Source organism: Pseudomonas sp. R15(2017) (assembly GCF_002112685.1).
GTDB lineage: Bacteria > Pseudomonadota > Gammaproteobacteria > Pseudomonadales > Pseudomonadaceae > Aquipseudomonas > Aquipseudomonas glycinae.
This window is the reverse complement of record NZ_NEII01000005.1, coordinates 373,680-394,328: the sequence shown is the minus strand read 5'-3', so window position 1 is coordinate 394,328 and position 20,649 is coordinate 373,680. Positions and strand designations below refer to the sequence as shown.

The window sequence follows — 20,649 nt, the reverse complement described above, 5'->3', positions numbered from 1 at the left end:
TTGGTCAAAGCGCCAGGGGCAAGAAAGTCGCGACCTTTATAGAGGCCCGCAAGACCGTAGTGTTGCACTGATGAACATCCGGCGAGCGATGCTCGATCCTCGCCGGGGACTCGTCAAACCTTTTGATTACGCAACCGCCACCCTCACCTGCCTCTCCAGCTCCACCTTCAACCCCGGCTCCAGCTTCAACTGCCGCGCCAGTTCATCCAGATAGCTCTTCTCCATGAAGTTCTCCTCATCCACCATCATCACGCTCGCCACGTACATCTCGGCGGCCATTTCCGGTGTGCTTGCCGCGCGGGCGACGTCGGTGGGGTCGAGGGGTTTGTTGAGTTCGGCGTGGAGCCAGTGTTTGAGCTCCTGATCGTTGTCGAGTTTGGTGAACTCGCCTTCGATCAGTTGGCGTTCGCGGTCGTCGATGTGGCCGTCGGCCTTGGCGGCGGCGACCAGGGCTTTGAGGATCGCCTGGCTGTGTTGTTCGACTTGCGCCGGTGGCAGGCGATCGACGGTTTGCGGTTGGCTTTGTGGGGCAGTGCCTTTTTGGGCGTTCCAGTTGCCGTAGGCTTTGTAGGCGATCACGCCCAGTGCGGCGAGGCCGCCGTAGAGGGCGACTTTACCGCCGACCTTGCGGGCCTTTTTACTGCCCAGCAGCAGGCCCATGGCCCCGGCCGCCAAGGCACCGCCGCCTGCGCCTGACAGCAAGCCGCCGAGTGCGCCGTTACTGGAAGATCCGCCCAGCAAGCCGCCCAAACCACCGGCAGCCGGTTTGTTCTGCGCCCCGCCCGCCTTGTTCTGCAGCAGATCCTGGCCGGACTTGAGGAGTTGATCGAGCAATCCACGGGTGTTCATGTTCCGTCTCCAAGCAGGGGGTTATCCGGATCAATAAGGCCCTCAGCCTAGTTCGAAAGTGCCCGTCACTTGGGTGCGAGTGTGCTTCCAGATGTTGCCTGGCCCACCGCAGCCCTTCGCGAAAATAGATATACACTCGAGGCAATCTATAAAAACCGCCCACCGGGTAAACCTTCCATGATGACCTTGCGTCAGATCCGCCATTTCATCGCCGTGGCCGAGACCGGCTCGATCTCCGCCGCTGCGCAAACCGCGTTCATTTCCCAATCGACCCTGACCCTGGCCATCCAGCAACTGGAGGAAGAGATCGGCGTCAGCCTGTTCAATCGCCACGCCAAGGGTATGACGCTCACCCATCAGGGCCACCAGTTCCTGCGCCAGGCGCACCTGATTCTGGCGACCGTGGACAACGCCAAACGCAGCCTGCAACAGAGTACCGATCAGGTCGCCGGGCAGTTGATCGTCGGGGTGACCAGTCTGGTGGCCGGTTATTACCTGGCGGATTTGCTCACCCGTTTTCAGCGCGCCTATCCCAATGTCGAGATCCGGGTGATGGAGGACGAGCGGCCGTACATCGAGCATCTGCTGGTCAGCGGCGAGATCGATGTAGGGGTGCTGATCCTCTCCAACCTCGAAGACCGCCACGCGTTGCAGACCGAAGTGCTGACCCACTCACCACATCGTTTGTGGCTGCCGGCCCAGCATCCGCTGCTGGAACACGACAGTATCAACCTTGCCGATGTCGCCCGGGAGCCGTTGATTCAACTGAACGTCGACGAGATGGATCGCAACGCCCAACGCCTGTGGCGCGGCGCCGGACTACAACCGAAGATCACCCTCAGAACCGCGTCCACCGAAGCAGTACGAAGTCTGGTGGCAGCGGGGCTCGGCGTGTCGATCCAGCCGGACATGACCTACCGACCGTGGTCGCTGGAAGGCGACATCATCGAGGCGCGACCAATTGCCGACCTCAACCAGACCCTCGACGTCGGTCTGGCCTGGCGTCGCGGCACCGCCCGCCCCGCGCTGGTCGATCCGTTCCTGACTGTGGCCCGCGAGCAGCCGCACGGCGGACGCAAGCCATCTATTTAATCGAATGCCACCTTCAGTATTTAGAATTTGTCGACCCCGGAGCCGCGCACTAGTCTTGCTGCATCTATAAGACGGTCGGCTCCCGGAACAGGGAGCAACATGGCCATACAAGAAAAGAGATCACGGAAAATGGCTGGCGCGCAGACCCACATGCACACCGCGTTGCTGATCGACGGCGAACTGGTCGCTGGCCAGGGTTTTGTCGAACCGATCCTCAAACCGGCCACCGGCGAAGTCCTGACTCAGATCGCCGAAGCCAGCACCGAGCAAGTCGAAGCCGCCATCCTTGCCGCCCACAGCGCCTTTGCCGAGTGGTCGCGCACCACCCCGCAACAACGTTCGAACCTGCTGCTGGAAATCGCCAACGCCGTCGAAAAACACGCCGATCACCTCGCCCGTCTCGAAGCCCTGAACTGCGGCAAGCCGCTGCATCTGGCGCGGCAGGACGATTTGACCGCCACGGTCGATGTGTTTCGCTTCTTCGCCGGCGCCGTGCGCTGCCAGACCGGTCAGCTCAGCGGTGAATACGTTCCGGGCTACACCAGCATGGTGCGCCGCGATCCGATTGGCGTCGTCGCCTCGATTGCACCGTGGAACTACCCGATCATGATGGCCGCGTGGAAGATCGCCCCGGCCCTCGCCGCCGGCAATACGCTGGTGTTCAAACCGTCCGAGCACACGCCGCTGTCGATTCTGGCGCTGGCTCCGGCGCTGGCCGAAATCCTGCCGCGCGGGGTGATCAACATCGTTTGCGGTGGCGGCGAAGGGGTTGGCAGTCACTTGGTCGGGCATCCGAAAGTGCGCATGGTGTCGCTGACCGGCGATATCGTCACCGGCCAGAAAATCCTCCAGGCCGCTGCCAAAACCCTGAAACGCACCCACCTCGAACTCGGTGGCAAGGCGCCAGTGATCGTCTGCAATGACGCCGATCTGAAAGCCGTGGTCAAAGGCGTGCGTACTTATGGCTACTACAACGCCGGGCAGGACTGCACGGCGGCTTGCCGGATCTACGCCCAAGCCGGGATTCACGACAAATTGGTCGCCGAGCTCGGTGCGGCGGTCAGCAGCTTGCGCTTTGCCGGCAAACGCGATGCAGATAACGAAATCGGCCCGCTGATCAGCACCCGCCAGCGCGACCGCGTGGCCAGTTTCGTCGAACGCGCCCTCGGTCAGCCGCACATCGAACGGGTGACCGGCGCAGCGGTGCATTCCGGCGCAGGGTTCTTCTATCAGCCAACCCTGCTGGCCGGTTGCAAACAGAGCGATGAAATCGTCCAGCGCGAAGTGTTCGGCCCGGTGGTCACCGTGACCCGCTTCGATGAACTCGCGCAGGCGGTGGACTGGGCCAACGACTCGGAATACGGCCTCGCTTCGTCGGTGTGGACCCAGAACCTGGACAAGGCGATGCAGGTCGCCGCACGCCTGCAATACGGCTGCACCTGGATCAACAGCCATTTCATGCTGGTCAGCGAAATGCCCCACGGCGGGCTGAAACGCTCCGGCTACGGCAAAGACTTATCCAGCGATTCGCTACAGGACTACAGCGTGGTGCGGCACATCATGGCCCGCCACGGCCAGCATCTCTGACTACGTTAATAACAAGCCGCTAACGGCATGCTTCACCGCGTTCACAACTGCCCCGACCATAATTTAAAGAAGAGGGTTCACCATGTTCGTGCACAAGACCGCACTGCTCAGTGCAATCACCACGGCCCTGCTGGCCAGCGCCAGCCTGCAGGCCGCCGAGCCGCTGAAAGCCGTCGGCGCCGGCGAAGGCCAGCTGGATATCGTCGCCTGGCCCGGCTACATCGAACGCGGTGAAAGCGACAAGGCCTACGACTGGGTGACCGGTTTCGAGAAGGAAACCGGTTGCAAGGTCAATGTGAAAACCGCCGCCACCTCTGACGAAATGGTCAGCCTGATGGCCAAGGGCGGTTACGACCTGGTGACGGCGTCGGGCGATGCCTCGTTGCGGTTGATCGTCGGCAAGCGTGTGCAGCCGATCAACACTGCGTTGATCCCGAACTGGAAATCCCTCGACCCACGCCTGAAAGACGCGCCGTGGTACGTGGTCAACAACCAGACCTACGGCACCCCGTACCAGTGGGGCCCGAACGTGCTGATGTACAACACCAACGTGTTCAAGACCGCGCCGACCAGCTGGAACGTGGTGTTCGACGCGCAGAACCTGCCCGACGGCAAGCCGAACAAGGGTCGCGTGCAGGCCTACGACGGCCCGATCTACATCGCCGATGCGGCGCTGTACCTGAAATCCACCAAGCCTGAGCTGGGGATCAAGGATCCGTACCAGCTCACCGAAGATCAGTACAAGGCTGTGCTGGAACTGTTGCGCGCCCAGCAGAAACTGATTCACCGCTACTGGCACGACACCACGGTGCAGATGAGCGACTTCAAGAACGAAGGCGTGGTCGCGTCCAGCGCCTGGCCGTACCAGGTCAACGGCTTGATCAACGAGAAACAGCCGATCGCGTCGACCGTGCCGAAAGAAGGCGCCACCGGTTGGGCCGATACCACCATGCTGCACGCCGAAGCCAAGCACCCGAACTGCGCCTACAAGTGGATGGACTGGTCGCTGCAGCCGAAAGTCCAGGGTGATGTGGCGGCATGGTTCGGTTCGTTGCCGGCGGTTCCGGCGGCTTGCCAGGGTAGCGAGCTGCTGGGTGCCGAGGGGTGCAAGACCAACGGGTTTGATCAGTTCGACAAGATCGCTTTCTGGAAAACACCGCAGGCTGAGGGTGGGAAGTTTGTGCCGTATAGCCGGTGGACGCAGGACTACATTGCGATTATGGGCGGTCGCTGACACGCCGCTCTAGCCCGATCGTTCCCACGCTCTGCGTGGGAATGCATCACCGGACGCTCCGCGTCCATTCGCAAGAGCTGACGCAGAGCGTCACGGGCTGCATTCCCACGCAGAGCGTGGGAACGATCAATTCGAATACTGTTTTTCAGAAGTCCAGGCAGGGCCGCTGCGACGGCCTTCGCCTTTTCGGAGCACCGCATCATGACGCTTGCAGTCCAGTTCACCAACGTTTCCCGGCAGTTCGGCGAGGTGAAGGCCGTTGACCGGGTTTCCATCGACATCCAGGACGGCGAGTTCTTTTCCATGCTCGGCCCTTCCGGTTCGGGCAAGACCACATGCCTGCGCCTGATCGCCGGGTTTGAGCAACCGAGCGCGGGCTCGATCCGCATTCACGGTGCCGAAGCCGCCGGTCTGCCGCCCTATCAACGCGACGTCAACACCGTGTTTCAGGATTACGCGCTGTTCCCGCACATGAACGTGCTGGACAACGTCGCCTACGGATTGAAAGTCAAAGGCGTAAACAAAACCGAACGCCACAAACGCGCCGAAGAAGCGTTGGACATGGTCGCCCTCGGCGGCTACGGTGCCCGTAAACCGGTGCAGTTGTCCGGCGGTCAGCGCCAGCGTGTCGCCCTCGCCCGCGCGCTGGTCAATCGCCCGCGAGTGCTGCTGCTCGACGAACCGTTGGGCGCTCTCGACCTGAAGCTGCGCGAACAGATGCAAAGCGAGCTGAAGAAGCTCCAACGTCAGCTCGGCATCACCTTCATCTTCGTCACCCACGATCAGACCGAAGCGTTGTCGATGTCCGACCGCGTGGCCGTGTTCAACAAGGGTCGCATCGAGCAGGTCGATACGCCGCGCAATCTGTACATGAAACCCACCACGACTTTCGTCGCCGAATTCGTCGGCACCTCGAACGTGATTCGCGGCGATCTGGCGCGCCAGCTCAGCGGTCATCCGCAGCCGTTTTCGATCCGCCCGGAACACGTGCGTTTCGCCGAAGGTCCGCTGGCCAGCCACGAGATCGAAGTCAGTGGTCTGCTCCACGACATTCAATATCAGGGCAGCGCCACACGCTATGAACTGACCCTGGAAAACGGCCAGACCCTGAGCATCAGCCAGGCCAACAATCAGTGGATCGACAGCAGCGCGCAGCACCAGACCGGTCAGCGCATCAGCGCTCGCTGGGCGCGGGAAGCGATGATTCCGTTGCACGACACCGTTGCGAGCGGGGTGTGACATGACCGCCCTCGCCCTCCCTCAATCGGCGCCGTTGCGCAGGTTTTCCAACCTGCTCTATCGCAAGCCGAATCTGTATCTGTCGATGCTGCTGGTGCCGCCGCTGTTGTGGTTCGGCGCGATCTATCTGGGCTCGCTGCTGGTGCTGTTGTGGCAAGGTTTCTACACCTTCGACGACTTCACCATGGCGGTCACGCCCGACCTGACCCTGGCCAACTTCGCGGCGCTTTTCCAGCCGTCGAACTTCGACATCATCCTGCGCACCCTGAGCATGGCCGTCGTGGTGTCGATCGCCAGCGCCATCGTCGCATTCCCGATTGCCTACTACATGGCGCGCTACACCAGCGGCAAGACCAAGGCATTTTTCTACATCGCGGTGATGATGCCGATGTGGGCCAGTTACATCGTCAAGGCCTACGCCTGGACGCTGCTGCTGGCCAAGGGCGGCGTGGCGCAGTGGTTCGTTCAGCACCTGGGGCTGGAGCCGGTTCTGCAGTTCATTCTGGGGATTCCCGGTGTCGGCGGCAGCACCTTGTCGACCTCGCACCTGGGGCGGTTCATGGTGTTCGTCTACATCTGGCTGCCGTTCATGATCCTGCCGATCCAGGCCTCGCTGGAGCGCCTGCCGCCGTCGTTGCTGCAAGCCTCCGCCGATCTCGGGGCCAAGCCGCGCCAGACTTTCATGCAGGTGATTCTGCCGCTGTCGGTGCCGGGGATTGCTGCCGGTTCGATCTTCACGTTTTCGCTGACCTTGGGCGACTTCATCGTGCCGCAACTGGTGGGCCCGCCGGGCTACTTCGTCGGCAGCATGGTCTACGCGCAACAGGGCGCAATCGGCAACATGCCGATGGCCGCAGCGTTCACGCTGGTGCCGATCGTGCTGATCGCAATCTACCTGTCCATCGTCAAACGACTGGGGGCCTTCGATGCACTCTGAAAAGGCTTCAATAGGCTTGCGCATTGCAGCCTGGGGCGGGCTGGTGTTTCTGCACTTCCCGATCCTGATCATCTTCCTCTACGCCTTCAACACCGAAGACGCGGCGTTCAGCTTTCCACCGAAAGGCTTCACGCTGCACTGGTTCAGTGTGGCGTTTTCGCGGCCTGACGTGCTGGAAGCGATCAAGCTGTCGTTGCAGATCGCGGCCATCGCCACACTGATCGCGATGGTGCTCGGCACCCTCGCTTCCGCTGCGCTTTATCGCCGGGATTTCTTCGGCAAGCAGGGCATTTCGCTGATGCTGATCCTGCCTATCGCACTGCCGGGGATCATCACCGGGATCGCGTTGCTGGCGACTTTCAAGACGTTGGGGATCGAGCCGGGAATGTTCACCATCATCGTCGGCCACGCGACCTTCTGCGTGGTGATCGTCTACAACAACGTCATCGCCCGTCTGCGCCGTACCTCGCACAGTCTGATCGAGGCGTCGATGGATCTCGGCGCCGACGGCTGGCAGACCTTTCGCTACATCATCCTGCCGAACCTCGGCTCGGCGCTGCTCGCCGGGGGCATGCTCGCGTTTGCGCTGTCGTTCGATGAAATCATCGTCACCACCTTCACCGCCGGCCATGAACGCACCTTGCCGCTGTGGTTGCTCAACCAGTTGAGCCGCCCTCGGGACGTGCCGGTGACCAACGTCGTGGCGATGCTCGTGATGCTGGTGACCATGCTGCCGATCCTCGGCGCCTACTACCTGACCCGGGGTGGCGAGAGCGTGGCCGGCAGCGGCGGCAAATGAATATCTAACAAACACCACAACTCCCTGTGGGAGCTGGCTTGCCAGCGATGACGGTGTGTCAGCCGCCATCAATTTTGAACGGGATGGCCTCATCGCGGGCAAGCCCGCTCCCACAGGATTCTCGATTCGGCCAGAAAAATAAAAGTGCTAGTGAGGACAACAACATGCAAACCAAACTCTTGATCAACGGCCAACTGGTCAACGGCGAAGGCCCGGCGCAACCGGTGCTCAACCCGGCGCGCGGTGACGTGCTGTTGGAAATCAACGAGGCCACCGAGGCCCAGGTCGATGCCGCCGTGCGCGCCGCCGACAGTGCCTTCGCCGAATGGTCGCAGACCACGCCGAAAGACCGTTCGCTGTTGCTGCTCAAACTCGCCGACGCCATCGAAGCCCACGGCGAAGAACTGGCGAAACTGGAATCGGACAACTGCGGAAAACCCTACAGTGCCGCGCTGAACGACGAGATCCCGGCAATTGCCGACGTGTTCCGTTTCTTCGCCGGTGCCAGCCGTTGCATGAGTGGTTCGGCCGGTGGCGAATACCTGCCCGGCCACACCTCGATGATCCGCCGTGACCCGGTGGGCGTGATCGCCTCCATCGCGCCGTGGAACTACCCGCTGATGATGGTCGCCTGGAAAATCGCCCCGGCCCTCGCCGCCGGTAATACCGTGGTACTCAAGCCGTCGGAACAAACCCCGCTGACCGCGTTGCGTCTGGCCGAACTGGCGTCGGACATTTTCCCGGCGGGTGTACTCAATCTGGTGTTCGGGCGTGGACCGAGCGTGGGCAGCCCGTTGGTAACTCATCCGAAAGTGCGCATGGTGTCGCTGACCGGCTCCATCGCCACCGGTTCGAACATCATTTCCAGCACCGCCGACAGCGTCAAACGCATGCACATGGAATTGGGCGGCAAGGCGCCGGTGATCATCTTCGACGACGCCGACATTGATGCGGCGGTCGAAGGCATTCGCACCTTCGGTTTCTACAACGCTGGCCAGGACTGCACCGCGGCGTGCCGGATCTACGCCCAGCAAGGCATCTACGACAAGTTCGTCGAGAAGCTCGGCGCGGCGGTCAGCAGCATCAAGTACGGCTTACAGGATGATCCGTCGACCGAACTCGGGCCGCTGATCACCGCCCAACATCGCGACCGCGTGGCCGGGTTTGTCGAACGCGCCGTGGCGCAACCGCACATTCGCTTGATCACTGGCGGCAAGGCTGTCGAAGGCAACGGTTTCTTCTTCGAACCAACGGTGCTGGCCGACGCCCAGCAGGACGATGAGATCGTCCGCCGCGAAGTGTTCGGGCCGGTGGTGTCGGTGACCAAATTCACCGATGAAGCCCAGGCGCTGGAATGGGTCAACGATTCGGACTACGGCCTGGCGTCTTCGGTGTGGACGGCGGATGTAGGACGCGCCCATCGCCTGTCCGCGCGGTTGCAGTACGGCTGCACCTGGGTGAATACCCACTTCATGCTTGTCAGCGAAATGCCTCATGGCGGTCAGAAACTGTCCGGCTACGGCAAGGACATGTCCATGTACGGGCTGGAGGACTACACCACGGTTCGGCATGTGATGTTCAAGCACTAAAAGCATCGCTGGCAAGCCAGCTCCCACAGGGTTCAGTGCAGCTCTAGTGGGAGCTGGCTTGCCAGCGATGGCGTCACTCCGGTTTCAGGAAGAAAACCGGCATTACGCACCACCAGGCATTCAAAACAATAACTACCGATCCGGGCGGCGCTCACCAAGCCCCGCCACGGTTTCGGCCATCCGAAATCTGCCGATTTCACGGAGCAAACACACATGAGTGCATCACCCGAACTCTCAGCCGCCGTTGCCGACAGCGATGCCGAACAACTGCGTCAACTGGGCTACACCTCCAACTTCAACCGCAGCATGAGCCTGTGGGAAAACTTCGCACTGGGCTTCACTTATCTGTCACCGGTTGTAGGGGTTTATACCCTGTTCGGCCTGTGTCTGGCCGCTGGCGGGCCACCGATGTTCTGGGCTTATTTGCTGGTCGGCTGCGGTCAGTTGCTGGTGTGCCTGATCTTCGGCGAAGTGGTGTCGCAGTTCCCGATTTCCGGCGGTGTCTATCCTTGGGCGCGTCGCTTGGTGGGCAAGAAATGGGCATGGATGGTCGGCTGGATCTACTCCATCGCCCTGTGCGTGACCATCGCCGCCGTTGCGGTCGGTGCCGGCCCGTACCTCGCCGCCATGCTGGGTTTTGAGCCGAGCAACAACACCAACATCGTCATCGCCCTGGTGCTGACGCTGTTCGCCACCCTGGTGAATCTCAGCGGCACCAAAGTGCTGGCGCGGATCGCCATGTTCGGCTTCCTCTGCGAACTGGTGGGCGCGGTGATCGTCGGCGTGTACCTGCTGATTTTCGAGCGTCACCAACCGATCAGCGTGCTGTTCAACACCTTCGATATCAGCGTCGACGGCTCCTACCTGCCGGCATTCCTCACCGCTTCATTGGCGGGGATGTTCCTCTACTACGGCTTCGAAGCCTGCGGCGACGTCGCCGAAGAAACCCCGAACCCGAGCGCAAAAATCCCGGTGGCCATGCGCATGACCATCTACATCGGCGGCATCGCGGCAATGTTCGCTTGCCTGGCGCTGATCCTCGCCGTGCCGGACATGCAAGCGGTGATCAACGGCACCGACAAAGACCCGGTCACCACCATCCTCAACAATGCCTTCGGCCCGGTGGGTTCGAAAGTGGTGATGGGCGTGGTGATGATTTCCTTCATCTCCTGCGTCATCAGCCTGCAAGCGGCGGCAAGTCGTCTGCTGTATTCCTACGCTCGCGATGAAATGGTCATCGGCAGCCGACTGCTGAAAAAGATTTCTCCTACGACCCAGGTGCCGGTTGCCGCCCTGTTCGTGTCCGGCGTCCTGCCCGGCCTGATCATCGCCCTCGGCTTATTCCTGCAAGACGCCGTGGCCACCATCGTCAGCTTCGCCGCCATCGGCATCTACCTCGCGTTCCAGATGATCGTCCTCGCCGCCCTGTACGCCCGCAGCAAAGGCTGGAAACCCAGCGGCAAGTTCACCCTCGGCGCCTGGGGCTGGCCGGTGAACATCGGCGCGCTGGTGTACGGCGTCGGCGCAATCATCAACATGGCCTGGCCCCGCACCCCGGATGCGGCGTGGTACATCAACTACGCGATGGTGCTGAGCACCGCGATCGTGATTGGGCTGGGGCTGGTTTATATGTGGATTGGCAAGCCGTATGACCATGGGAAGGCGCCGGCTGGGGATGCTTGGAAGGTGGGTCGGTAAAAGATTTTGGCCCCGGCACCGATAGAGTGCCGGGGTTCAAGAAAGCCGACGCAAAACATCAAAAGAAAAGCTCGGACTGATCGTATTTCAGCGAAGAAATACGATCGAACAGTTTGATTTTTTCGTTGGCTTTTTGCTTGGCGTGGTCAGACATGAATGCAATCAACTCTTCGAGCTGATTGACGTCACCCACCACTTTGAATTCCTTCTCCTTGTTGACGAAGACAAGGGACTTCTTCTTTCTCGACAACAGTTCTATGACGTTGCTGAGCGTACCGGTGCTCTTCGCATCCCATATCATCAAGCCGTAGTCAGCGGCTTCGGCCATCACCACGTCTTTCTCGGTGAAGAAGGCCCTCGATCCTTTGGAGTGTTTGGAGTCCACTGTTCTGGCGGGCCACTGTCCGAGGTTGTTCCGCGGTGCTGGACCACTACAGAACACTGTAGTTTTGGATCGCTCAAGACTCAGCAGATATTCCTGAATGGAGGTATCGGCACCACCTGCATCACCAACGACCACCTCGAATTCAGACGCAACGATATTACTGATACGCTCCTTAACCTTCGGATCAAGGTTCTTGATATTGATAGAGCCAGCAATAAATACAGTCGTCATTGAATTCACTTCCAGGTTAGCGCCGCTACGTAGATCTTCCCCACCTTCGGAAGAATCCTTTGAGCTGCCGCCCCCCACGGGGGATGCCGGAGATTCATAAAGGAAAAATCACGCTTCAGGTGCAGTCTGGCTGGCGGCCATACAAAAACAGGCATTTCCTACAGATGCAGGCTTCAAGAAGAAGCCACATTTCCTACGCTACGCGTCCACAGCGTAGACTTGGAGCCGCTAGCGCCTGACCGATAGGCTTTATCCCGTCGCTGCCCAATCAGCGGCCCGGGGTCGAAGCCGGTACATCATCAACATGGCGCAACTGCGTCCTCCATAGAAACCGAGGCTTTTTTGCCTTTCGGATTCGCGTTATGGCGGACCGTGTGGCGCGGGCCTCTCGGCTTCCATGTTGATCGAGAATGTTCCGACTTCGAACGCCGCACGGTTCGCCACCCAAATCTGTCGAAGGATTAGTGGCGGCTCTCATTTCAACATGGAGTAGAAATTGACTATGCACGCGCCAAATTCACCAGAGACCCAGACGCACTTTATCCCTACGGTCTTCACCCGCCACAACCGCTTCCTCCACGCCCTCCTGCTTGATCATCAAGCCTGGTTCTGCGCTCAAGATCTGGGCCGCATGATGGGCCATCCCTTGAACCCACGCGTCACGCTCAAACTCGACCCCGACCAACGCCGCACCGTTCGGCTGCGCAAGTACGGCAAAGTTGTCGAGACACCGATGGTCAGCGAATCCGGCATGTATGCGCTGCTGGTTCATCATTTCATCCCGGAAAACCGCAATCTGCGCCAATGGCTGAGCAATGAGGTGATTCCCATCCTGCGGGAAACCAGCTCAGCAATAGCGGAAAACTGCCCGAGCCTGAGCTCGATGCATTGGGCGGGCGTCACTGTGCCGCTGCTGCACTGGCAACAACAGGCCTGGGTGAAATGGCGGGACATGCCTGAGTTGATGCAGGCACAGCGTCCACGGTAAACCTCAAGAATGAAAAAGGGACGGACTTCACAGTCCGCCCCTTTGGTTTTTCACTTCAAAACCGCGAAACACTCCTCATCGCATCCACCAGATACCGCATCGCAATCCGGTCGCTTTCCGACAACTCCCGATAACGCTCCACCAGTTTCAGTTCATCGGGACTGAGCCGGCGTCTTCGCCGGACGTTGGTGAGGCAGGGAAAGATGCCCAACATTTCGGTGATGCCTTGTCCTTTTGTCATGGACGATGTCCTTTTCCAGTACGTCAGAAATTTTCGAAAACCGCATCGCCCTGCTCCTTTAAGCAGCGATTTGAGCCCTGCCGGTCGGATGAGTCGTGACCGGCGATGCCCATAGAATAGAAATTAAATCGGCGCTGAAAAGTGGTTTTTAGAGTAATTAGTCGAAAAAAGCAGATATGCCCTATAAATCAGAAAAGACTGTGGGATAAGTAACCGTAACGTCTTGTTTCATTGAGACGCTGTCGCCGTGATATCAATGAATTTTGCAAAATCGGCGAACCGATTAAGCTAGCGGGCATCTGTTACTAGTCCGTAGCGTTTGGCCGAAGGCTTGTCCGAACCGTAATTTCTGATCCAGTACGTGCCAGGAACGGCGCGGGATTGTCCACGACAGGTTGTATTTATGCACCGCAGGAATTTGCTCAAAGCGTCCATGGCCATTGCGGCTTACACCGGCCTTTCCGCCTCCGGCCTGCTCGCCGCACGCGCCTGGGCCGCCTCTGGCGGTGCCGCCGACGGTGAAGCACAGGCTTTCGACTTCGAAACGCTGAAGCGTCAGGCCAAACAACTGGCCGGCAACGCCTATCAGGACACCAAACAGGTGCTGCCGCCGACCCTGGCGACCATGACCCCGCAGAACTTCAATGCGATCCGCTACGACGGCGAGCATTCGCTGTGGAAGGAGAACAAGGGTCAGCTCGATGTGCAGTTCTTCCACGTCGGCATGGGTTTCCGTCAGCCGGTGCGCATGTACAGCGTCGATCCAAAGACCCGCACGGCCCGCGAGGTGCATTTCCGCCCTCAGCTGTTCAACTATGAGAACACCTCGGTCGACACCCAGCAGCTCAAGGGCGATCTGGGGTTTGCCGGTTTCAAGCTGTTCAAGGCGCCGGAACTGGATCGGCATGACGTGGTGTCGTTCCTCGGCGCCAGCTACTTCCGCGCGGTGGATGCCACTGGCCAATATGGCCTCTCCGCCCGTGGCCTGGCCGTGGACACCTACGCCAGGAAACGCGAAGAATTCCCTGACTTCACCAAGTTCTGGTTCGAGACGCCGGATCAGAACGCGACCCGCTTTGTGGTCTACGCCCTGCTCGACTCGCCGAGCGCGACCGGCGCCTATCGCTTCGACATCGATTGCCAGGCTGAGCGCGTGGTGATGGAAGTCGATGCTCACATCAACGCCCGCACCGCCATCGAACAACTGGGCATCGCGCCGATGACCAGCATGTTCAGTTGCGGCACCCACGAGCGCCGGATGTGCGACACCATCCACCCGCAAATCCATGACTCGGATCGTCTGGCCATGTGGCGCGGCAACGGCGAGTGGATCTGCCGCCCGCTGAACAACCCGGCAACCCTGCAATTCAACGCCTTCGCCGACACCGATCCGAAAGGTTTCGGTCTGGTGCAGACCGACCACGAATTCGCCAACTATCAGGACACCGTCGACTGGTACAGCAAGCGCCCGAGCCTGTGGGTAGAACCTACAACCGCGTGGGGCGAAGGCTCTATCGATCTGCTGGAAATTCCTACAACCGGCGAGACACTCGATAACATCGTTGCGTTCTGGACGCCAAAGAAACCGGTAGCCGCCGGCGATTCGCTGAACTACGGCTACAAGCTCTACTGGAGTGCCCTGCCACCGGTCGGCACACCACTGGCGCGGGTACATGCGACCCGTTCCGGCATGGGGGGCTTCGTCGAAGGCTGGGCTCCAGGCGAGCATTATCCGCCGGTCTGGGCCCGTCGTTTTGCCGTGGACTTCACCGGTGGTGGGCTTGATCGCCTGCCACAGGGCACCGGGATCGAACCGGTGGTCACTTGCTCCAACGGCAAGGTGCAGGACTTCAGCGTGCTGGTGCTGGATGACATCAAGGGCTACCGGATCCTGTTCGACTGGTACCCGACCAATGACAGCGTGGAGCCGGTTGAACTGCGTCTGTTCATCCGCACCAACGACCGCACGCTGAGCGAGACCTGGTTGTACCAGTACTTCCCACCGGCGCCGGACAAGCGCAAATACCCTTGATGATTCTCTGACGTCGGATCGGGCCTCATCGCTGGCAAGCCAGCTCCCACATGGATATCGATTGATCACAGAGTTTGTGTACAACCGAAAACCTGTGGGAGCGAGCTTGCTCGCGATGGCGTCACTCCAGGCGACAGTAAAAGTGGATATCGTGAGGTTCGAGTGCAAACAGCTCGGGATCCGGTTGCGCCAGCAACCGGCAACCCTGGCGCTGATAGAACTCCACGGTATTGCGCGACTCGGTCGCCGAGACGTACAGCGCCTCGGCGCCGATCCTCCGACCATGGGCGCAGGCCAAGGCAAACAACCGCCCGCCCAGCCCCTGTCCACGCCAGCCGCGGCTGATGTGCAGAAACTTCAACTGCCGCATCTTCAAACCCTGATTGTGAATAACCCGGTTATCCACAACCACTGCCGCCACCAGCGTCTCGCCATCGAAAATCCCGTGTAGCCACCCACCGCTGCGCCAGCATTTTTCCAATACCCGCGCATTTTCCTCCGCCTCCCCTTCGGGCCAGCCGCGCATGTCGAAACGCGCCGGATACAGAATCAACTCACCGTTTTCCACGCGATAGCATTCTTCGACCAACTCGCTGCGGTCGATCAGCGCCAGCAGCGGCAAGTCAGACTCAGTCAGCTCACGTTCGATCAACATCGCGTTCCATTCCTTTGCAATTCCGTACGGCAGGCAAGAAAAAAACCCGCCAGTTCAATGGCGGGTTTTATAGGCTTTGCGGCGGGTCGGAATCAATCCCGCAGATCAGACTCGTGAATCGGCTGATCCCGATGGGTCGCACGCTGATACTGCGCCGGCCACACCGCTTTGCGTCCCCCCAGGTCATCGTCGGCGTGCAGCGGCCAGTACGGATCACGCAGCAGCTCACGGGCGAGGAAGATGATGTCGGCCTGACAGGTCCGCAGAATGTGCTCGGCCTGGGCCGGCTCGGTAATCATTCCCACGGTGCCGGTGGCGATACCTGACTCCTTGCGCACTCGTTCGGCGAAGCGCGTCTGATATCCCGGCCCCACGGGGATTTCCGCGTTGACTGCCGTGCCGCCCGATGACACATCGATCAGATCAGCCCCCAAGGCTTTCAGGCGTCGCGCCAGCTCCACGGTTTCATCGGGATTCCAGCCGTCTTCCACCCAATCGGTAGCCGAAAGGCGCACGAACACCGGCAGTTCTTCCGGCCACACCGCGCGTACCGCCTCGGTCACTTGCAGCACCAGGCGAATACGGTTTTCGAACGAACCGCCATACTGGTCGCGGCGCTGATTACTCAGCGGTGATAGAAACTGGTGCAGCAGATAACCGTGCGCCGCATGCACCTCGACCACACTGAAACCGGCGGTCAGCGCACGTTTGGCTGCGGCCACGAAATCCTGAATGACCTGGGCGATCTGCCCTTCATCCAGCTGTTTCGGTTGGGTGTGTTGCGGGTCAAAGGCAATCGGCGAAGGCCCCACCGGGATCCAGCCACCGTCCTCCGGTTTGACGCTGCCATGTTTGCCGATCCACGGCCGATGGGTGCTGGCCTTGCGCCCGGCGTGGGCCAATTGAATGCCGGCCACTGCGCCCTGTGCGTTGATGAAACGGGTGATGCGTTGCAGGGGTAGGATCTGTTCGTCGTTCCACAGGCCCAGGTCTTCGGCGGTGATCCGCCCGTCGGCCGTGATTGCCGTGGCTTCGGTAAACACCAGGCCAGCGCCCCCCACGGCACGACTGCCGAGGTGCACCAGATGCCAGTCATTGGCCAGGCCATCGACGCTGGAATACTGGCACATGGGCGACACGGCGATGCGGTTGGACAGGGTCAGTTGGCGAAGGGTAAAGGGTTCAAGCAGCAGACTCATGGGGCACCTCTCAAATCAGTGGGCAGGCTCCAGGGTTCTGTTTGAAAAGTCGACGAGTGACAGGAAAAAGGTGCAGCACCCGCCCCCGCGGGCAAAAAATTCGACAAGACGTCACAAGGCCAATCAAGCAGTGCTTAGAGCCTAGTCGACATCCGGGGATGAGGGAGGGTTCCGAAATGAAACAGCACAATTGAAGATGCCTGCGCCCTTCAGTAAAGGGCGCAATGATCTTTAGCGCGGCTCGATATGAGCAATCATCAACTGCACGGTCTCATTGCCGCGAAACTCGTTGAGGTCGAGCTTGTAAGCCAGTTCGACCCATTTGATCGTCGGGTTCGGCCAGATATCGCGATCAATCCCGAACGCGATGCCATCAAGCTTCACCGAACCGCATTCGGTTTTCAGCACCACTTTCAGGTGCCGCTCACCCACAACCCGCTGCTCGACCAACTGGAACACCCCGTGAAACAGCGGTTCTGGAAAATGCTGGCCCCATGGCCCGGCGTGGCGCAGGGCACGAGCCAGCTCCAGATGAAACTCCTCGACCGCCAGCGTGCCGTCCGACAGCAGGCGCCCGGTCAGGTCCTCTTCGCGAAGTTGCCTACGCACCTCGGCGTCGAAGGCCTCGGCAAACAACGAAAAATTCTCCTGCGGCAAGGTCAGACCGGCCGCCATCGCATGGCCACCGTACTTGCTGATCAGATCCGGATGTTGTGCCGCGACCACGCTCAGCGCATCACGAATATGGAAACCCTGCACCGAACGGCCCGAGCCCTTGAGCAGGCCGTCGCCGGCATCGGCGAAGGCGATGGTCGGGCGGAAATACCGCTCCTTCATCCGCGAAGCCAGGATACCGATGACGCCCTGGTGCCATTCCGGATCGAACAGGCACAAACCGAACGGCATCGACTCGACCGGCAAGTCCTTGAGCTGGGCCAGCGCTTCACGCTGCATGCCTTGCTCGATGGATTTGCGGTCCTGATTCATGCCGTCCAGTTGTGCGGCCATTTCCCGGGCCAGCGCAGGGTCGTGGGTCAGCAGGCATTCGATGCCCAGGCTCATGTCATCCAGACGTCCCGCCGCGTTCAGGCGCGGGCCGACGATAAATCCGAGGTCGGTAGACGTAATGCGCGAAGCCTCACGCTTGGCCACTTCCAGGATCGCCTTGATCCCCGGCCGCGCACGTCCGGCGCGAATTCGCTCCAGACCCTGGTGCACCAGAATCCGGTTGTTGGCATCCAACGGCACCACGTCGGCAACGCTGCCCAGCGCCACCAGATCCAGCAGTTCGCCGATGTTTGGCTGCGGCTTGTTCTCGTACCAGCCAAGGCTGCGCAGACGTGCACGCAAAGCCATCAACACGTAGAAAATCACCCCGACCCCGGCCAGCGCCTTGCTCGGGAACTCGCAGCCGGGCTGGTTCGGATTGACCAGTGCATCGGCCTGCGGCAGTTCATCGCCGGGCAAGTGGTGGTCAGTAATCAAGACCTTCAGGCCATGGCGCTTCGCGGCCGCGACACCTTCAACGCTGGAAATACCGTTGTCGACGGTGATCAGCAACTGCGGCTCGCGGGTCATCGCGACTTCGACGATTTCCGGGGTCAGGCCGTACCCGTATTCGAAGCGGTTTGGCACCAGATAATCGACGTGCGCCGCGCCCAGCAGGCGCAAACCGAGCACGCCCACGGTGCTGGCCGTCGCGCCGTCGGCGTCGAAGTCGCCGACGATCAGGATCCGCTGCCGCTGCTCCAGCGCTGTCACCAGCAGGTCAACCGCCGCATCGATCCCTTTGAGCTGCTGGAACGGAATCAGCCGCGCCAGGCTCTTGTCCAGCTCCGCCTCGGACTGCACGCCCCGCGCCGCATACAGGCGGGTCAGCAGGGGTGGCAGTTCACCGAGAAACGGCAGAGTGGCGGGCAACGGGCGAGGATCGATACGCATGGGGTGACAGGAGCTTCTCTTGAATACGTGGGATTTTTCCGGAGTAGCGCGGACTTAACCGCGCTCACCCTGCAGCCAGGTGAGCTGGACTTCGTGTTGGCCACGGTCATCGGTGACGAAGATCGTGCCTTCGCTGATCATTACGTCCCACTTGATGACGCGGGGCATGTCCTTGGCCAGGGTTTCCAGCACTTCCTGCGGGACTGCGGCAATGTTGACGTTCTTCAGGTTCTTGATTGCCGGAATCACTTTGCCTTCCCAGACGCGCAGGCTGCCGTAGGCCAGCAGACTGGTGCGCTCGGTGCGACGGGAGCACCAGGTCAAGCGATCGGCGTCCGGTTGGCCGACTTCGATCCAGTGCAGGACACGGTCGTCCAGGCTCTTTTCCCACAGCGCAGGTTCATCCACGTCCGACAGACCACGACCGAACGACAGTTGCTCGTTGTACCAGAGCGCGTAGGCCAACAGCCGCACGGTCATGCGTTCTTCGGTTTCCGAAGGATGGCGGGCGATAGTCTGCTTCACGTTCTCGTAGACGCTACGGTCGAGGTCGGTGAGGTTCAGTTCGAATTTGTAGGTAGTGGACGGCTGGGCCATGAACGGGCTTCTTGATACGAGGAAAGTCGGCAAGTCTAACCGATGCTGTAGGCAATCCACGAATTGATGGCGATCAACCTTGCGCGACTGACAGCCGGCTATGTTAAAACGCTGTATCTGCTCAGCCTTGTCCTACAGGATCTCGCATGCCGTTCGCCAACAAACCGCTCAGCGGTCTGAAAGTCATTGAATTGGGTACTTTGATTGCCGGGCCGTTTGCCTCGCGCATCTGCGGCGAGTTCGGCGCCGAAGTGATCAAGATCGAGTCGCCGGATGGCGGTGATCCATTGCGCAAATGGCGCAAATTGTACGAAGGCACATCGCTGTGGTGGTTCGTCCAGGCGCGCAACAAAAAGTCCCTGACGCTGAACCTGAAACACCCTGACGGCCTGGCGATTCTGAAAAAACTGCTCGGTGAAGCCGACATTCTGATCGAGAACTTCCGCCCCGGCGTACTGGAAAAACTCGGCCTGAGCTGGGAAACCCTGCACGCGCTGAACCCGAAACTGGTGATGGTGCGCCTGTCCGGTTTCGGCCAGACCGGGCCGATGAAAGATCAGCCAGGTTTCGGTGCGGTCGGCGAATCCATGGGCGGCCTGCGCTACATCACCGGTTTCGAAGACCGCCCGCCGGTACGCACCGGGATTTCCATCGGCGATTCGATTGCGGCTTTGTGGGGCGTGATCGGCGCGTTGATGGCCTTGCGTCATCGCGAGGTCAACGGCGGTCTCGGTCAGGTGGTCGATGTGGCGTTGTACGAAGCCATCTTCGCCATGATGGAAAGCATGGTCCCGGAGTTCGATGTGTTCGGATTCATTCGCGAGCGTACCGGCAACATCATGCCGGGCATCACACCCTCCTCGATCCACACCAGCGCCGACGGCAAACACGTGCAGATCGGCGCCAACGGTGATGCAATCTTCAAGCGCTTCATGCTGATCATCGGCCGTGAAGATCTGGCCAATGACGCGGCGCTGGCCAGCAATGACGGGCGCGACACTCGCCGCGACGAGCTATACGGCGTGATCGACCGCTGGGTCAATTCGCTGCCGCTGCAAACCGTGCTGGACCTGCTGAACGAGGCGGAAGTGCCCGCCAGCCGGATCTTCAGCGCCGAAGACATGTTCAACGATCCGCAGTACCTGGCCCGGGAAATGTTCCTGCAGGCCAAACTACCGGACGGCAAACCCTTCAAGATGCCAGGCATCGTGCCGAAACTCTCTGAGACACCCGGCTCGTCCGAATGGGTCGGACCGCAGCTCGGTGAACACAATGCGCAGGTACTCCACGATCTTGGCTACGACGAGAAGCAGATCGCCCGGCTGCGCGAAGACGGAGCCATCTGAGCTGAATCGC

General features: G+C 60.5%; 18 protein-coding genes. 11 read left to right on the top strand and 7 right to left on the bottom strand.

Translation table 11 applies throughout. The annotated features are described in order from the left end of the window. Positions 1-126: 126 nt before the first annotated feature. A complete protein-coding gene (locus CAF77_RS13545; RefSeq protein WP_064382396.1) occupies positions 127-849 on the bottom strand; it encodes a tellurite resistance TerB family protein in 723 nt (240 codons plus the stop codon). 177 nt (positions 850-1,026) lie between these two features. Between CAF77_RS13545 and CAF77_RS13540 the strand changes: the two genes are divergently transcribed. From CAF77_RS13540 to CAF77_RS13505, 8 genes are all read left to right on the top strand, one after another. Next, positions 1,027-1,941, top strand: coding sequence for a LysR family transcriptional regulator (locus CAF77_RS13540; RefSeq protein WP_007954670.1), 915 nt, complete (start codon positions 1,027-1,029; stop codon positions 1,939-1,941). A 99-nt stretch (positions 1,942-2,040) separates the two neighbouring features. Then, the gene (locus tag CAF77_RS13535; RefSeq protein WP_085654719.1) at positions 2,041-3,528 is read left to right on the top strand and encodes a gamma-aminobutyraldehyde dehydrogenase; all 1,488 of its coding nucleotides are present in this window, start codon (positions 2,041-2,043) and stop codon (positions 3,526-3,528) included. Between the two features lie 82 nt (positions 3,529-3,610). Beyond that, positions 3,611-4,762 carry a putative ABC transporter substrate-binding protein YdcS gene (gene ydcS, locus CAF77_RS13530; protein ID WP_085609162.1) on the top strand — a complete coding sequence of 384 codons (1,152 nt, stop codon included), beginning with the start codon at positions 3,611-3,613 and terminating at the stop codon, positions 4,760-4,762. Positions 4,763-4,963: 201 nt separating this feature from the next. Next, entirely contained in the window at positions 4,964-6,001 is a 1,038-nt protein-coding gene (locus CAF77_RS13525; protein ID WP_074691239.1) for an ABC transporter ATP-binding protein, read from the top strand. A 1-nt stretch (position 6,002) separates the two neighbouring features. Continuing rightward, on the top strand, positions 6,003-6,938 hold the full coding sequence (locus tag CAF77_RS13520; RefSeq protein WP_085654717.1) for an ABC transporter permease: 936 nt from the start codon (positions 6,003-6,005) through the stop codon (positions 6,936-6,938). Beyond that, positions 6,928-7,737, top strand: coding sequence for an ABC transporter permease (locus CAF77_RS13515; RefSeq protein ID WP_007954663.1), 810 nt, complete (start codon positions 6,928-6,930; stop codon positions 7,735-7,737). Before CAF77_RS13520 ends, CAF77_RS13515 begins: the two co-directional genes overlap by 11 nt. 164 nt (positions 7,738-7,901) lie before the next feature. Continuing rightward, the gene (locus CAF77_RS13510) at positions 7,902-9,326 is read left to right on the top strand and encodes a gamma-aminobutyraldehyde dehydrogenase (RefSeq protein WP_064382401.1); all 1,425 of its coding nucleotides are present in this window, start codon (positions 7,902-7,904) and stop codon (positions 9,324-9,326) included. A gap of 213 nt (positions 9,327-9,539) precedes the next feature. After that, a complete protein-coding gene (locus CAF77_RS13505; RefSeq protein ID WP_064382402.1) occupies positions 9,540-11,024 on the top strand; it encodes an APC family permease in 1,485 nt (494 codons plus the stop codon). Between the two features lie 58 nt (positions 11,025-11,082). Here the strand turns inward: CAF77_RS13505 and CAF77_RS13500 are convergent, their stop codons facing one another. Continuing rightward, positions 11,083-11,640 carry a hypothetical protein gene (locus CAF77_RS13500; RefSeq protein ID WP_064382403.1) on the bottom strand — a complete coding sequence of 186 codons (558 nt, stop codon included), beginning with the start codon at positions 11,638-11,640 and terminating at the stop codon, positions 11,083-11,085. Positions 11,641-12,142: 502 nt separating this feature from the next. On the opposite strand from CAF77_RS13500, the gene CAF77_RS13495 reads away from it, so the two are divergent. Then, positions 12,143-12,628: a Bro-N domain-containing protein gene (locus CAF77_RS13495; RefSeq protein WP_064382404.1), complete on the top strand. Its 486-nt coding sequence runs from the start codon at positions 12,143-12,145 to the stop codon at positions 12,626-12,628. A gap of 55 nt (positions 12,629-12,683) precedes the next feature. Here CAF77_RS13495 and CAF77_RS13490 read toward each other — a convergent pair whose 3' ends face one another. Further along, positions 12,684-12,869: a hypothetical protein gene (locus CAF77_RS13490; RefSeq protein WP_007954656.1), complete on the bottom strand. Its 186-nt coding sequence runs from the start codon at positions 12,867-12,869 to the stop codon at positions 12,684-12,686. A 403-nt stretch (positions 12,870-13,272) separates the two neighbouring features. On the opposite strand from CAF77_RS13490, the gene CAF77_RS13485 reads away from it, so the two are divergent. After that, positions 13,273-14,901: a glucan biosynthesis protein D gene (locus tag CAF77_RS13485; RefSeq protein WP_064382405.1), complete on the top strand. Its 1,629-nt coding sequence runs from the start codon at positions 13,273-13,275 to the stop codon at positions 14,899-14,901. Between the two features lie 121 nt (positions 14,902-15,022). Here the strand turns inward: CAF77_RS13485 and CAF77_RS13480 are convergent, their stop codons facing one another. The 4 genes from CAF77_RS13480 to CAF77_RS13465 form a co-directional block, all read right to left on the bottom strand. Then, positions 15,023-15,556: a GNAT family N-acetyltransferase gene (locus CAF77_RS13480; protein WP_064382406.1), complete on the bottom strand. Its 534-nt coding sequence runs from the start codon at positions 15,554-15,556 to the stop codon at positions 15,023-15,025. Positions 15,557-15,648: 92 nt separating this feature from the next. Next, on the bottom strand, positions 15,649-16,755 hold the full coding sequence (locus tag CAF77_RS13475; protein ID WP_011332626.1) for an NADH:flavin oxidoreductase/NADH oxidase: 1,107 nt from the start codon (positions 16,753-16,755) through the stop codon (positions 15,649-15,651). Positions 16,756-16,986: 231 nt separating this feature from the next. Beyond that, a complete protein-coding gene (recJ, locus tag CAF77_RS13470; protein ID WP_064382407.1) occupies positions 16,987-18,696 on the bottom strand; it encodes a single-stranded-DNA-specific exonuclease RecJ in 1,710 nt (569 codons plus the stop codon). A gap of 54 nt (positions 18,697-18,750) precedes the next feature. Beyond that, positions 18,751-19,293 (bottom strand): YaeQ family protein, encoded by a 543-nt coding sequence (locus CAF77_RS13465; protein ID WP_011332624.1) that lies wholly within the window; start codon positions 19,291-19,293, stop codon positions 18,751-18,753. A 146-nt stretch (positions 19,294-19,439) separates the two neighbouring features. On the opposite strand from CAF77_RS13465, the gene CAF77_RS13460 reads away from it, so the two are divergent. Next, the gene (locus CAF77_RS13460; protein WP_064382408.1) at positions 19,440-20,639 is read left to right on the top strand and encodes a CaiB/BaiF CoA-transferase family protein; all 1,200 of its coding nucleotides are present in this window, start codon (positions 19,440-19,442) and stop codon (positions 20,637-20,639) included. Positions 20,640-20,649 lie beyond the last annotated feature (10 nt).